Annotated in this window: 15 protein-coding genes and 1 tRNA gene; 7 read left to right on the top strand and 9 right to left on the bottom strand. The window is 45.7% G+C overall.

Translation table 11 applies throughout. The annotated features are described in order from the left end of the window. The 8 genes from ychF to lolB all read right to left on the bottom strand — a co-directional run. The coding region (ychF, locus tag V5298_RS16755) for a redox-regulated ATPase YchF (RefSeq protein WP_332932578.1) at positions 1-1,041 on the bottom strand (1,041 nt) is incomplete at its 3' end. A gap of 19 nt (positions 1,042-1,060) precedes the next feature. Further along, positions 1,061-1,657: an aminoacyl-tRNA hydrolase gene (gene pth / locus V5298_RS16750; RefSeq protein ID WP_332932577.1), complete on the bottom strand. Its 597-nt coding sequence runs from the start codon at positions 1,655-1,657 to the stop codon at positions 1,061-1,063. Between the two features lie 5 nt (positions 1,658-1,662). Next, positions 1,663-2,301 (bottom strand): 50S ribosomal protein L25/general stress protein Ctc, encoded by a 639-nt coding sequence (locus tag V5298_RS16745; protein WP_332932576.1) that lies wholly within the window; start codon positions 2,299-2,301, stop codon positions 1,663-1,665. A 193-nt stretch (positions 2,302-2,494) separates the two neighbouring features. Further along, positions 2,495-2,887, bottom strand: a complete 393-nt coding sequence (locus V5298_RS16740; RefSeq protein ID WP_332932575.1) for a hypothetical protein — start codon at positions 2,885-2,887, stop codon at positions 2,495-2,497. Positions 2,888-3,039: 152 nt separating this feature from the next. Further along, complete coding sequence (locus V5298_RS16735; RefSeq protein ID WP_216029839.1) at positions 3,040-3,987, bottom strand: ribose-phosphate pyrophosphokinase; 948 nt, start codon at positions 3,985-3,987, stop codon at positions 3,040-3,042. Positions 3,988-4,018: 31 nt separating this feature from the next. Beyond that, positions 4,019-4,094, bottom strand: a tRNA-Gln gene (locus V5298_RS16730). Between the two features lie 7 nt (positions 4,095-4,101). Beyond that, complete coding sequence (ispE, locus tag V5298_RS16725) at positions 4,102-4,968, bottom strand: 4-(cytidine 5'-diphospho)-2-C-methyl-D-erythritol kinase (protein WP_332932574.1); 867 nt, start codon at positions 4,966-4,968, stop codon at positions 4,102-4,104. Beyond that, on the bottom strand, positions 4,955-5,581 hold the full coding sequence (gene lolB, locus V5298_RS16720) for a lipoprotein insertase outer membrane protein LolB (protein WP_332932573.1): 627 nt from the start codon (positions 5,579-5,581) through the stop codon (positions 4,955-4,957). The genes ispE and lolB overlap by 14 nt, the downstream gene beginning before the upstream one ends. Before the next feature lie 134 nt (positions 5,582-5,715). Here lolB and hemA point away from each other — a divergent pair, with 134 nt between their 5' ends. The 6 genes from hemA to kdsA are packed head-to-tail and all read left to right on the top strand — an operon-like array spanning position 5,716 to position 11,791. After that, the gene (gene hemA, locus V5298_RS16715) at positions 5,716-6,981 is read left to right on the top strand and encodes a glutamyl-tRNA reductase (RefSeq protein ID WP_332932572.1); all 1,266 of its coding nucleotides are present in this window, start codon (positions 5,716-5,718) and stop codon (positions 6,979-6,981) included. A 14-nt stretch (positions 6,982-6,995) separates the two neighbouring features. Beyond that, positions 6,996-8,081, top strand: a complete 1,086-nt coding sequence (gene prfA, locus V5298_RS16710; protein ID WP_332932571.1) for a peptide chain release factor 1 — start codon at positions 6,996-6,998, stop codon at positions 8,079-8,081. Continuing rightward, entirely contained in the window at positions 8,081-8,926 is an 846-nt protein-coding gene (gene prmC, locus V5298_RS16705; RefSeq protein WP_332932570.1) for a peptide chain release factor N(5)-glutamine methyltransferase, read from the top strand. Before prfA ends, prmC begins: the two co-directional genes overlap by 1 nt. Positions 8,927-8,976: 50 nt before the next feature. After that, on the top strand, positions 8,977-10,524 hold the full coding sequence (locus V5298_RS16700; RefSeq protein WP_332932569.1) for a DUF3369 domain-containing protein: 1,548 nt from the start codon (positions 8,977-8,979) through the stop codon (positions 10,522-10,524). Positions 10,525-10,546: 22 nt separating this feature from the next. Next, positions 10,547-10,921: a SirB2 family protein gene (locus V5298_RS16695; protein WP_332932568.1), complete on the top strand. Its 375-nt coding sequence runs from the start codon at positions 10,547-10,549 to the stop codon at positions 10,919-10,921. A gap of 15 nt (positions 10,922-10,936) precedes the next feature. Then, a complete protein-coding gene (gene kdsA / locus V5298_RS16690) occupies positions 10,937-11,791 on the top strand; it encodes a 3-deoxy-8-phosphooctulonate synthase (RefSeq protein WP_332932567.1) in 855 nt (284 codons plus the stop codon). A gap of 63 nt (positions 11,792-11,854) precedes the next feature. Here the strand turns inward: kdsA and V5298_RS16685 are convergent, their stop codons facing one another. Further along, positions 11,855-12,121, bottom strand: a complete 267-nt coding sequence (locus V5298_RS16685; RefSeq protein ID WP_332932566.1) for a hypothetical protein — start codon at positions 12,119-12,121, stop codon at positions 11,855-11,857. Positions 12,122-12,742: 621 nt separating this feature from the next. Between V5298_RS16685 and V5298_RS16680 the strand changes: the two genes are divergently transcribed. Then, the coding region (locus tag V5298_RS16680; RefSeq protein WP_332932565.1) for a LysR family transcriptional regulator at positions 12,743-13,066 on the top strand (324 nt) is incomplete at its 3' end.

The raw sequence follows: 13,066 nt of genomic DNA, 5'->3' as shown, positions 1-13,066 counted from the left end.
TTTCCCTTCTAGACGCCATTTTCCGGCATCTTTGGCCCCTTGTTCACCGCCATATTCCACAAAATGGTCATAGCTGACAACTTCAGCACGAATAAAGCCTTTTTCAAAGTCGGTATGAATTTTACCGGCAGCTTGTGGTGCCGTTGAGCCTTCAGGGAAGGTCCAGGCCCGTACTTCTTTTACACCAGCAGTAAAGTAAGTTTGCAGTGAAAGCAAGTTGTAGCCAGCACGGATCACACGGTTTAATCCAGGCTCTTCCAAGCCCATATCTTCCATGAATTCGTCCCGTTCATCATCATCTAATTCGGCAATTTCACTTTCGATTTCTGCGCATACTGCAACCACAACTGCGTCTTCATCGGCTGCGATGGCTTTGACTTGATCAAGATAAGGATTATTGTCAAACCCATCTTCATTCACATTGGCAATGTACATGGTGGGTTTCATTGTCAATAAATTCATATAGCTGATGGCAGCAATTTCTTCTTTGGCTAAATCCAGTGAGCGAACCAACTTACCTTCGTCGAGGTGAGGCTTTACTTTTTCTAGCACTTTGAGCTCGAATTTCGCGTCAGCATCGCCGCCTTTAGCGCGCTTGCCCACACGAATGATGGCTTTTTCGGTGGTTTCCAAATCAGACAGTGCCAACTCGGTATTGATAACGTCAATGTCATCTTGTGGGCTGACTTTGCCGGCCACATGAACAATGTTGTCATTTTCAAAACAGCGAACAACATGCCCAATAGCATCAGTTTCGCGAATGTTTGCTAGGAATTTATTACCCAGCCCTTCACCTTTTGATGCACCTTCTACCAAACCAGCAATATCCACAAATTCCATGGTGGTGGGCAGTACCCGTTGAGGGTTGACGATGGCGGCCAGTTTGTCCAAGCGCAAATCCGGTACTGGAACTACACCGGTATTCGGTTCTATGGTACAAAAAGGAAAGTTAGCCGCTTCGATTCCGGCTTTGGTGAGTGCATTAAATAGGGTAGATTTACCCACATTTGGCAAACCAACGATGCCACATTTAAAACCCATGAGCTTGACCCTTGTCTGGTTATTTACCCGGAACGTCAGCTTTAAAACTGTGTAGTCTGTTCTGGGCTTGTTTTAAGTCGTTTTTAATCAGTATTTCAGTACAGCGAACGGCTTCGTCTATGGCATCAACAATGGCATCTTTTTCGTCAGCCTGTGGCTTTCCGAGTACATGACCGGTGACTTTACTTTTGTGGCCTGGATGGCCAATACCAATTCGCAATCTGAGGAAGTCTTTATTGTTGCCCATGCGAGCAACGATATCACGGACACCATTCTGGCTTGAACTGCCGCCAACTTTAAATTTGGCAACGCCAGGTGGTAAATCCAGTTCATCAAAAGCAACCAAGATATTCTCTGCTGGGATCCGGTAGAAATTTGCCATGGCGGAGACAGCCTGACCACTTTTATTCATAAAGGTGGTGGGATAAAGCAGACGAATATCTTGGGTGCCTATAGTAATACGGCCCGAATGACCATAAAACTTACTTTCTGGCTTAAGGGTCGCATTAAAACGTGCAGCCAACATTTGCAGGTACCAAGCACCGGCATTATGTCGTGTGTTTTCATATTCTGGGCCTGGATTTCCCAGGCCCACAATCAGACGAATATCTGACAAACTGATTATTCCTCAGTTGTGCCTTCTTCGTCACCTTCACTTTCTTCTGCTTCAGCAGCTTTAGGTGCAGGTTTAACGGTAACCACTGCCAAATCGTGAGCTTCACCACCTTTAGTTAGCTCAACAGAGCTAACGCCAGCAGGCAATGTCAGATCAGATAAGTGTACAGTGTGATCCATGTCTACATTTGCCATGTCAACTTCAACGAATTCAGGCAAGTCTTTAGGCAGACAAGAGATTTCGATTTCGTTTACGTGGTGTTCAGCAATACCGCCCGCTTTGATAGCTGCAGATTGCTCTTCATTTACAAAGTGTAGAGGAACACTGGTGTGCAGCTCTTCGCCAGCAATGATGCGTTGGAAATCAATGTGCATGATTTTAGGCTTGTAAGGGTGACGTTGCATGTCTTTAACTAAGGCTTCAACAGGCTTTCCGTCGATGTTTAAAGTTAAAACATGAGAGTAAAACGCTTCAAAGTCAGCGGCGTTGTTAACCTTGTTATGGTCAAGAGTTAATGCCACTGGGGCTTCTTCGCCACCGTAAAGGATAGCAGGCACTTTATCAGCATGACGAAGGCGGCGGCTCGCACCTTTCCCTAAGTCAGTACGGATGGCTGCTTCCAAAGTAAAAATTCCATCAGACATAAATATGTCTCCGTAGTTAGTCATTAATTAGTGTGCAGACTTTTGCGACCAAAATCTGCGATTCGCTGAGCAATCACGCAGTGTGTTACTCGCACCCAAAATAAAAGGGCGGCGAATTCTACCACCACCCCGTTACAGATACAAACGGGTTTTACCGGAGATTAAGATAAACAGCTCTGACTAAGCGTACCTGCTACATTTCGTTGGAAGGCAAGGTAATGTTGGTTGCGTCCATGTGTACTATTTCCGTCACCGCAAAGGGGATACCGAATTGCTTTGTGGTGGCCATCCCTTCTACTGGTTTACCTTTTACCGTAAGTTTCATGCCATTTTTGCGGTAGGGCTTTTCAAGGTTACGTAATAGATAGTGCCTGCCGTCAGCGGTAATAAAGCCCAGAAAACCACCTTCTTGGGGCTGATAAACCAGTGTGCCAGTGAGGGTTTGAAGGTCTGTCATAGCCGCTCCTGAGGGTCGTTGGCCAGTCTGCAAGTCGGTGGTTGTCGTATTGGCATTATGGTGATCATCGTCGCATCCGGCAAGCGCGATAAGCGGTAATAATACGAGGGTAGAAACAAAGCGTGCCACAGATTATCTCCTGATTTTTATCATCATTATAGGTGATAGTGTGCAGTGTTTTATCTGAATGAACAATGAATGAGTAGCCGGTTAAAAACGAGAGGAAGCTTGTAATGAGAATGAGTCAGTGATCCGAAACGGATCACTAACTGAACAGGAACTTAATAATCAAACATGGCGGAAATGGATTCTTCGTTGCTGATACGTCGAATCGTTTCGGCTAACATTTCTGATAAGGTTAACTGTTTTACTTTGCCCGTGGCCTTCATTGCGTCTGATAACGGAATACTGTCAGTAACAATAATTTCGTCAATCACAGATTCTTTAAGGTTTGTGGGTGCATTACCTGAAAAAATCGCATGGGTAGCATAAGCATACACTTTACGCGCACCATGATTTTTTAACGCTTCGGCCGCTTTTGCTAAGGTGCCACCGGTATCAATCATATCGTCTACGATAATACAGTCTCGGTCTTTCACATCACCAATGATGTTCATAACTTGGGAGACGTTTGCCTTAGGACGACGTTTGTCGATAATGGCAAGTTCTGTATCATTGAGTAGTTTCGCCGTGGCTCTGGCTCGCACAACGCCGCCAATATCCGGTGAAACCACGATAGGATCTACAAAATCCCGTTCTACCATATCGGCAAGCAAAATCGGCGTGCCGAAGGCGTTATCAACAGGTACGTCAAAGAAGCCCTGGATTTGCTCGGCATGTAGGTCGATAGTTAATACGCGATCTACACCAACATTAGACAAAAAGTCCGCAACAACACGGGCCGTGATAGGGACTCGGGCTGAACGCACTCGACGATCTTGTCTGGCGTAACCAAAATAAGGAATAACGGCAGTGATACGTCCTGCTGAAGCTCGTCGTAATGCATCAATCATTACAATCAGTTCCATTAGGTTATCATTGGTGGGCGCGCAGGTAGATTGGATAATAAAAACGTCCGAACCACGGACGTTTTCATGTATTTCTACGCTGATCTCACCGTCGCTGAAACGACCAACACTGGCATTACCTAGTTTGGTATAAAGGCGTTCGGCAACTTTATGAGCAAGTTCGGGGACAGCATTGCCTGCAAAGAGCTTCATATCTGGCACAAGTGTTTCCTCAGTGCATTGATAGTAGAGGTGGTTGGGGTAGCTGGACTCGAACCAACGAATGGCGGGATCAAAACCCGCTGCCTTACCAACTTGGCTATACCCCAAAAATAATTAATTCATGTCCGATGCTTCGTTCACATGTTTTAGCTTTTCTTGTAGTGGCGACGTATTGACGCCTCTGGCAACAAAACCTGCCCATTTATCCGGCAAAGCCTTCAATATCTCTCTAGCAGCGAGTTCGTTATCAAAGACAGAAAATACACAGGCGCCTGTGCCCGTCATCCGCGACGGTGCGTAGTGTACCAACCACTGTAATAATTTTGCAACTTCCGGATGCTGATTACACACAATTGTCTGGCAATCATTGTGGGTATTTTCGAAATTGTAGTCATGCCATGAAATGGCCGGTGTATTGCGTGGTAGTGACGGTTCAGAAAAAATTTGCGCGGTACTCACATGGACATTTGGGTTCGCCACCAGAAACCATTTTTCTGCTAACGACGCGGGGTGTATATTTTCGCCTACACCACCGGCAAAGCCGCTACAGCCTTGAACAAAAATAGGTACGTCTGCCCCTAAGGTCAGTCCCAATTTCCTTAATTCGGCGGTAGAAAGTCCGCATTGCCACAAATAATTTAACGCCACCAGGGTCGTGGCCGCATTGGATGAGCCGCCGCCGATACCGCCGCCCATGGGCAGCACTTTTTTGACACGAATATGGGCGCCTTTAAGGGGGGAAGATTTTTTTTGTAATAAGCGGGCCGCTTTGATGATCAGGTTATCTTCATCATCAACCCCATTTATGGAAGGGGAGAGCGTAAGCTGACCTGTATCGTTTGTCTCGAAGGCGAGACTATCACCATAATCCAATAGTTGAAATAAGGTTTGTAACTGATGATAGCCATTGTCATAACGGCCCAGAATGTGAAGAAATAAATTAATTTTAGCCGGACTCGGCCACCATTTATCGAGGCTCATCAAGTAAATCCCAAGTCTCAATACGAATTTTTATCATAGTGTTATCTTTGTTTGTCTGTCTAAGGGTCAGTTGATAGGGTAGCCAGATACCCGATACATTTCCATACTGGCTGTAAGTTACCTGCCACTGAGAGCAGGTTTGACAACCCGGTGAGAGTGACGCTAGTAATTGTTTGTCATTTAACTGATAAACATCGTCCTTTAGCGGCAAGCCTTTTATCCAACTAAGTAGTTTGTGTACGGGAATGTCCCAGTTTGTCACCTGATAGATCAGAGCGCTGGGATCGGTGTTTTCATAATGGTTGCCGTCGGCTTCAAGTGTGGCTAAACCCTGGGTGTAATCCATGTTTACCAGAGATATTCCCAACATATTGGTTAATCGGAATTCAAAATCTGTCTGATTGGTTTTCCAATTCATATTGGCGCTGACCGCCTTTTTTCCTTGGCGTATGGCCATTTTCCCTTTGATTTGCCACTGGGTCACGTCGGTTAACTTGGCCAGCTGAATTGGCAGGTTAACCGCCTGTTGAGGGCCGTCTGGTAAGGTTGTACAGGCATTAAGCCCGAAAAGAACCACAAAGATGAGCGCAATTTGACGACGGATAATGGTCATGTTTCCCTTAATTTACAGATGCACAATTTACGTGCGATAACGGCATAGTTTATGTGAACACAGTTTCATGAGTACTTTCAATCATTTTGGGTTTTTCGTACAATGCCGCTCCGACGATGCCAGCATGAATTTGAATGACCTTAACAGCCCTCGGAATTAACCACAAAACAGCACCTGTTGCCTTACGGGAAAAAGTTGCATTTACACCGGACTCTCTGGTGTCTGCGCTCGCCTCTCTAAAAGGGCTCTCCAGTGTTGATGAGTCGGTTATTATTTCCACTTGTAACCGAACAGAAGTCTATATTAAAGGGCGTAACGTCAAAACCGATATTATTTACTGGCTAGCCGATTTTCATGGGGTGTCTGCCGACGATATTCAAAATCATAGTTATTTCTATGAGCACGAAGACGCCGTTAGGCATGTTATGAGAGTGGCCAGTGGTCTTGATTCCCTTATTCTGGGCGAACCGCAAATTCTGGGACAAATAAAGCAGGCCTTCAGCGATGCCAAGCATTCAGGTACGGTAGGCTCCGAGTTCGAGCGTTTGTTTCAACATACATTTTCGGTGGCAAAGCGTGTGCGCTCTGAAACCGAAATCGGTGCCAATGCGGTCTCTGTGGCCTTTGCCGCGGTACAGTTAGCAAAACATATTTTCAGCGCTTTACCTAAGCGGTCGGTACTGCTGGTTGGGGCTGGCGAAACCATTGAGTTGGTGGCTCAGCATCTAAAAGAGCAGGGCGTTAACCGATTAGCGGTGGCAAACCGCACCGTTACCCGGGCGGAAACGTTAGCGAAACAACTAGATGCAGACGTATTGACGTTGTCTCAACTACCAGAACATTTGCATGATTTTGATATTGTCATTAGTTCTACGGCAAGCCAGTTACCCCTTATTGGTAAAGGTATGGTGGAGAATGCCCTTAAAAAGCGGCGGAACCTGCCTATTTTTATGGTGGATTTGGCGGTTCCCCGAGATATTGAATCTCAGGTGAATGAATTGAGCGACGCTTATTTGTACACCGTTGATGATTTGCAGCACATTGTCGAACAAAATTTGGCGTCGCGAGAGGTTGCGGCGCAAGAAGCGGAAACCATTATTGCCGAGCAAGCCAAAGTCTTCCTTAATTGGAAACAGGCCCAAAAATCCATTAGCTTGGTGCGTCAATATAGAGAGCGGGGAATGGCATCCCGAGATGAAGCGGTGGCGCGGGCATTAAACCAGTTAGCTGAAGGCAAACCCGCTGAAGATATTATGCAAGAATTGGCATACAAATTAACCAATGCGCTGATGCATGGTCCTACCCGGGTCTTGCGGGAAGCCGCTCAGAAAAATGATGTTGCCTTAACCCAATGGCTGGGTCAGGCGATGGATATTACTGGCGATAAGCAGGATAAATAAAGGTACAACACAATATGAAAGAATCCGTTGTCAGAAAGCTTGAAACCTTGGTTGAACGCTTTGATGAAGTTCAGGCGCTGCTAGGTGATCCTGACACCATTTCTAATCAGGATAAATTCCGTGCATTATCCAAAGAATATAGTCAGTTAGAAGATGTAGTAAAAGGTTTTAATGCCTATCAGCAAGCGGCGGAGAATCTTATTTCTGCGCAGGAAATGCTTGGCGAAGATGACGCCGAAATGCGGGAAATGGCGCAAGAAGAAATCAAACAAACCAAAGCCGATATTACGGATTTGGAAAACAAACTACAGATATTATTGCTGCCTAAAGATCCTAACGACGACAATAACTGCTTTTTAGAAATAAGAGCCGGTGCTGGCGGCGATGAAGCGGCGATATTTGCCGGTGATCTTTTCAGAATGTACAGCCGTTATGCGGAAACCCAGGGCTGGAAAGTGGATGTTGTGAGTCAAAATGAAGGCGAACACGGCGGCTTTAAAGAAGTGATCGCACACATTACCGGTGAAGGTGTCTACGGTATTTTGAAATTTGAGTCTGGCGGTCATCGCGTTCAGCGCGTACCCGAAACAGAATCTCAGGGCAGGATCCACACGTCAGCGTGTACAGTGGCCGTATTACCGGAAATTCCAGAGTCCGAGGCAATCGAAATTAATGCCGGTGATTTGCGTGTAGATACCTTCCGCGCATCCGGTGCCGGTGGACAGCACGTTAACAAAACGGATTCAGCCATTCGTATTACCCATATACCGTCAGGTGTTGTGGTTGAATGCCAAGATGAACGTTCTCAGCACAAGAACCGGGCAAAAGCCATGTCAGTGCTACAAGCCAGATTAAATCAAATGGAAGAAGAAAAGCGGGCCGCTGAAGAAGCCTCTACCCGTCGGAATCTGGTGGGCAGTGGTGATCGCTCGGAGCGAATTCGTACCTATAATTTCCCCCAAGGACGTGTGACGGATCACCGTATTAACCTGACACTTTATCGGTTAGATGAAGTGATAGAAGGCAACTTGGCCGCCATGTTAGATCCTATTCGACAGGAACATCAGGCCGATTTGCTTGCCTCATTGGCCGACGATTAATGGCGCTTTCCATTGTTCAGGCCTTGGACTGGGCAGGTAAAACGCTGGCACTGTCAGAGTCTGCAGACACCGATGCCAGAGTATTGCTGTGCCATGTACTACAGCAAAATCGAACGTATCTTTATACCTGGCCGGAAAAGCCGTTAACCGAAGCGCAACGCCAAACCTATGAGTCCCTTGTGCACCAGCGGGCGCAAGGGCAACCTGTGGCTTATCTAACGGGTTACAGGGAATTTTGGTCGTTGAAGCTAAAGGTCGAACCCGCCACCTTGATCCCGCGACCGGATACCGAATTATTGGTTGAAACGGCGTTAAGCTTACTTACCGTGGAAGACCGCACAGTTTGTGACCTAGGTACCGGCACCGGTGCTATTGCGCTGGCCATTGCCAGTGAGCGATTTGATCTAGAAGTAACCGGTGTGGATAAGTTTGAAAACGTGGTTGAATTGGCCAGGTTAAATGCACAAGACAATGACATAACCAATGTGCAGTTTATACAAAGCCACTGGTTTGATGCCATTGCACAGACAACCTTTGACATGATTGTCTCCAATCCCCCTTATGTTGAAAGCGACAGCCCCTATTTGTCCCAGGGCGATGTGCGTTTTGAACCCCGTTCGGCACTCACTGCTGGCAAAGACGGGCTCGATGATATCGCCACTATTATTGTTAAAGCGCGCAAACATTTGCGATTGCATGGCTGGTTGCTACTGGAGCATGGCCATAACCAAGGTGCGTCTATTCGAGAACAATTTGCCCATGCAGGGTATCAAAATATTCACACTTATCAGGATCTCGCCGGTTTAGATCGACTAACCGTAGGAAAAAGAGTTTCTTGCGAATAATTTCGCTTACAGTATGCTTTGTTTGGCCAGACAAATACGGACAGTATTAGATGAGTGATGATTTTTTCTTTTTAGAGGATGACGATGAAGCATTGCCAGAAGAGCTTGGCAGTTGGAAAGTACTTATCGTTGATGATGAGCCAGAGGTTCACGCGGTAACCAAACTTGCACTGAATGACTTTATCCTGGATAACAAACGGCTGGAATTTATTAGCGCTTACAGCGGTAATGAAGCGAAAACTTACCTGACGCAACATAATGATGTGGCGGTGGTCTTGCTCGATGTGGTGATGGAAACGGATAACGCCGGACTTGAGGTCGCCCAATTTATTCGCAACGATCTGGATAACCATTTTACACGGATTATTTTGCGTACCGGACAACCGGGCCAGGCACCGGAGCGAAGCGTCATTGTTGATTATGATATCAATGATTATAAATCGAAAACGGAGCTGACAGCGCAAAAACTCTTTACCGTTATGATTGCTTCACTGCGTTCATACCGGGATATAGTGGTAATTGAAGAAAATCGCGCTGGACTTGAAAAAATCATCGATGCCTCTGTCAATTTGTTTACCTCCCGTTCACTGGAAAAGTTCATGCGTGGCATTATTCAGCAACTGGCTTCCATTTTGGGGTTTTCAAAAGATGCGGCTTATATTACCAACGCTATTGCCGTTAGCCGTCCTTTGAGGCAAGCCGCTACCCAGGAGTTGTTCGTCTTTGCCGGGAATGGGGAATACGCGGGGCTGGAAGGAAAGCCGTTGCAAAAAAACATCCCTGATGATGCCTATCAACTGTGTCAGCGGGCCCTTGCTGAAAAACGCATTATTTTTGGTGACGATTACGTGGTTGCCTATTGCTACAGTAAGCACCATAAAGATTCATTGCTGTACTTGTCCGGGATTCCTCGTAAATTAAGTGAAACTAATATGCATTTGCTTAAGCTGTTTTCCGACAATGTACAGTTGGCATTTGAAAATGTATTGGCTACCCAGGAAATCGAAAATACCCAGCGGGAAATTATCGAACGGCTTGGCGTCGCCATGGAAGGGGTTGATGGGAGCAGCAATCATATTAAACGTATGGTAGAAATGGCCGAACTTCTTGCCCGTTATGCCGGATTATCGGAAAAAGAGGCCAGTACACTGCGATTGGCCATTCCCTTGCATGACGTGGGTAATGCCCAAGTCTCATCACACATTTTATTAAAAACAAATACCCTTACCAAGGAAGAGCGTTTTGCTATTCGCCAGCACGCAGAATTCGGTTATCAAATACTCAAAGATTCAGATAATCCCACTATCCAGCTGGCTTCCATACTGGCAAGAGAACATCATGAAAGATGGGATGGTAGTGGCTATCCGTTGGGTTTGAAAGGAGAAGAAATACAACTGCAAAGCAGAATTGCAACCATCGTAGATGTGTTCGACGCATTGATGAATGAGCGCCCTCATAAAGAAGCCTGGTCTCTGGACAAAACGGTTGCACTGTTACACGCAGAAAGCGGACGGCATTTTGACCCTCAATTGGTCAAGTATATGTTGGACAATATAGAACGATTTAATGGGATTCAACAGCGCTGGAAAGACAGCTAAAAAAAGAAAAAAGGATACAATTATGTATATGATGTTTAAACATATTCACCTTACCGCAATTGCGCTAAGTGTGTTTTTGTTTGTATTACGTTTCATCTGGTCACAGTTTTCTCCCTCTGTACTGGAGAAAAAATGGCTAAAAATAACGCCACACATCGTGGACACCATCCTCTTGCTCAGCGCACTTTGCCTGTGCGTGATATTAAATCAATATCCTTTTGTACAAGGTTGGTTAACCTTTAAGGTGGTGGGATTAGTGGCGTATATTTTATTGGGATTATTTGCCCTTAAATGGGCACGCAATGCACCGCTAAAATGGATTGGTTTTATCGGCGCACTCACCTGGTTAGGGTTAATCGCGAAGGTAGCGGTTACCAAACAACCTTTATTCTTTTAGTAAGAGAAAATAATCATGACACAGTCTCAAGCAGAAATTGCCGTGGGTAATGTTTCTGTTGCAAATGAAAAACCGTTTGTTCTGTTTGGTGGAATGAACGTACTTGAATCCCGTGATCTGGCGATGGAAATCGCCGAACATTATGTTGAAGTTACCCAGCGACTGGGTATTGGCTATGTCTTTAAAGCTTCCTTTGATAAAGCGAACCGTTCGTCGGTGTCTTCTTATCGGGGGCCAGGTATGGACGCTGGCTTAAAGATTTTCGAAGAAATCAAACGCACCTTCAATGTTCCTGTGATCACCGATGTTCACGAACCTCATCAGGCAGCGCCGGTGGCCGAAGTGGCCGATGTTATTCAGTTACCCGCCTTTTTGGCCCGTCAAACGGATCTGGTGGTGGCGATGGCGAAAACCGGTGCAGTTATCAATGTGAAAAAACCCCAGTTTTTAGCGCCCCATGAAATGCGCCACATTATCGGTAAATTGCAAGAAGCCGGAAATGATAAGGTTATTTTGTGTGAACGTGGTTCATGCTTTGGCTATAACAACCTAGTGGTGGATATGCTGGGTATGGATGCCATGAAATCCTATGCGCCAGTTATTTTCGATGCGACCCATGCGTTACAAATGCCAGGTGGCAGGGCGACTTCAGCCGATGGCAGACGCGCTCAAGCAGCACAATTAGCCCGAAGTGGTATGGCATTAGGGTTAGCGGGATTATTTATAGAGGCCCATCCGAATCCGGATGAAGCAAAATGTGACGGTCCGTGTGCGTTACCGCTGTCTAAGTTAGAGCCGTATTTGCAACAAATGAAAGCATTGGATGATTTGGTGAAAGGATTTGAACCGTTAGATACAAGTGCGACCTAAGGGGCTGATGGCGAGTGCCGGTAACTGACGTTACCGGCATTCGTATCAGGTGTGTGTGCAGGTTTATTCGCTTTTATTTGCGTCCTCAACGTCAGAGGCAGTTTCATCTGCCATTACCAGCAAGGATTTGGAAGCGTGCTTTACGCTACCATCTGCCAGCGTCGCTGAGATTTGAGCTTGTATGTCTGCAGACACAGAAGCCAGTTCGATTTTTTCAATAACCGGTGCAAATGGTGATTGTACAGGCATTTCTGCGCTTATTGTTGGGTAGGCAGAGGTTGCTGCAAGGATCACGGCCATTTGGCTGAAGAATTTTTTATATTTAGTCATATCACACCTAATAAAATTAATTTAACATTTATTAACAAGTTGTCTACTTTCGTTAACATTGGGTGTTTGTAACTTATTGAAGAAAAACACCTAGCTTTTGAAAGCGGGTGAATAGTAAACAGTTTTGGTGAAATATTAAACCGATTAAAAATAGGGCTGATGGATTAGAAAATCTAATCTGAAAGTGCGACTAAAGTGGAACGGGCGCAACGGCCCGAGAAGCCGCCCTTGTTTTGTTAAAATTTGGCCGCGATCTTTCCCCTTTGGTGAGGCTTTAAATCGTCCTTGGGTCAGTGACAGTGCCTTCGTCTCCTAAGAGCGTTAAGTCCCGGGGGTTAACGTGATGTAGTAATATCGGTAACACATGGTAAAGGCCAATAAAGGCGAGGGATTAAGCCCGCAAGTGGGCTGGCCTTTGTTTGACAAATTCGGGTAACTAATGAATACTTCCGCAGTTCATCAGTTTTGTTACTAAGTTATGTGATGCCGCGCTGTCAGTAATGTATTGGCTTTTAATTTTTATAATACGCTTTCGGTTAGATAAAGGTGCTCAATTGTCTGTAAAACCGTCAGTTCGCTAATGCCTCACATGTCCTATTCTCGTGCATATCAGGTCTTCTCATGAATAGACGCTTACCGCCTCTCAATGCCTTAAAAGCCTTTGAGGCTGCCGCACGCCATTTAAGTTTTACCAAAGCTGCGGATGAATTGTTTGTTACCCAGGCGGCGGTGAGCCATCAGATAAAAGCTTTAGAAGAGTTTTTATCGATGAAATTATTTTTGCGCCGCAATCGTTCGCTGCTTCTAACCGAAGAAGGCCAGGCTTATTTTCTCGAATTAAAAGACATTTTTAAAAACCTGCAAGAGGCCACTGAGCGTTTACTTGCCAAAGGCAGTAAAGGTGCCATTACCGTGGCCATGCCGCCGAGTTTTGCCAGCCAGTGG

The sequence above is a fragment of the Alteromonas sp. 14N.309.X.WAT.G.H12 genome (assembly GCF_036697315.1).
Taxonomy (GTDB): domain Bacteria; phylum Pseudomonadota; class Gammaproteobacteria; order Enterobacterales; family Alteromonadaceae; genus Alteromonas.
Note: the sequence above shows the minus strand (reverse complement) of the source record. Positions and strands in the feature narration are given on the sequence as shown.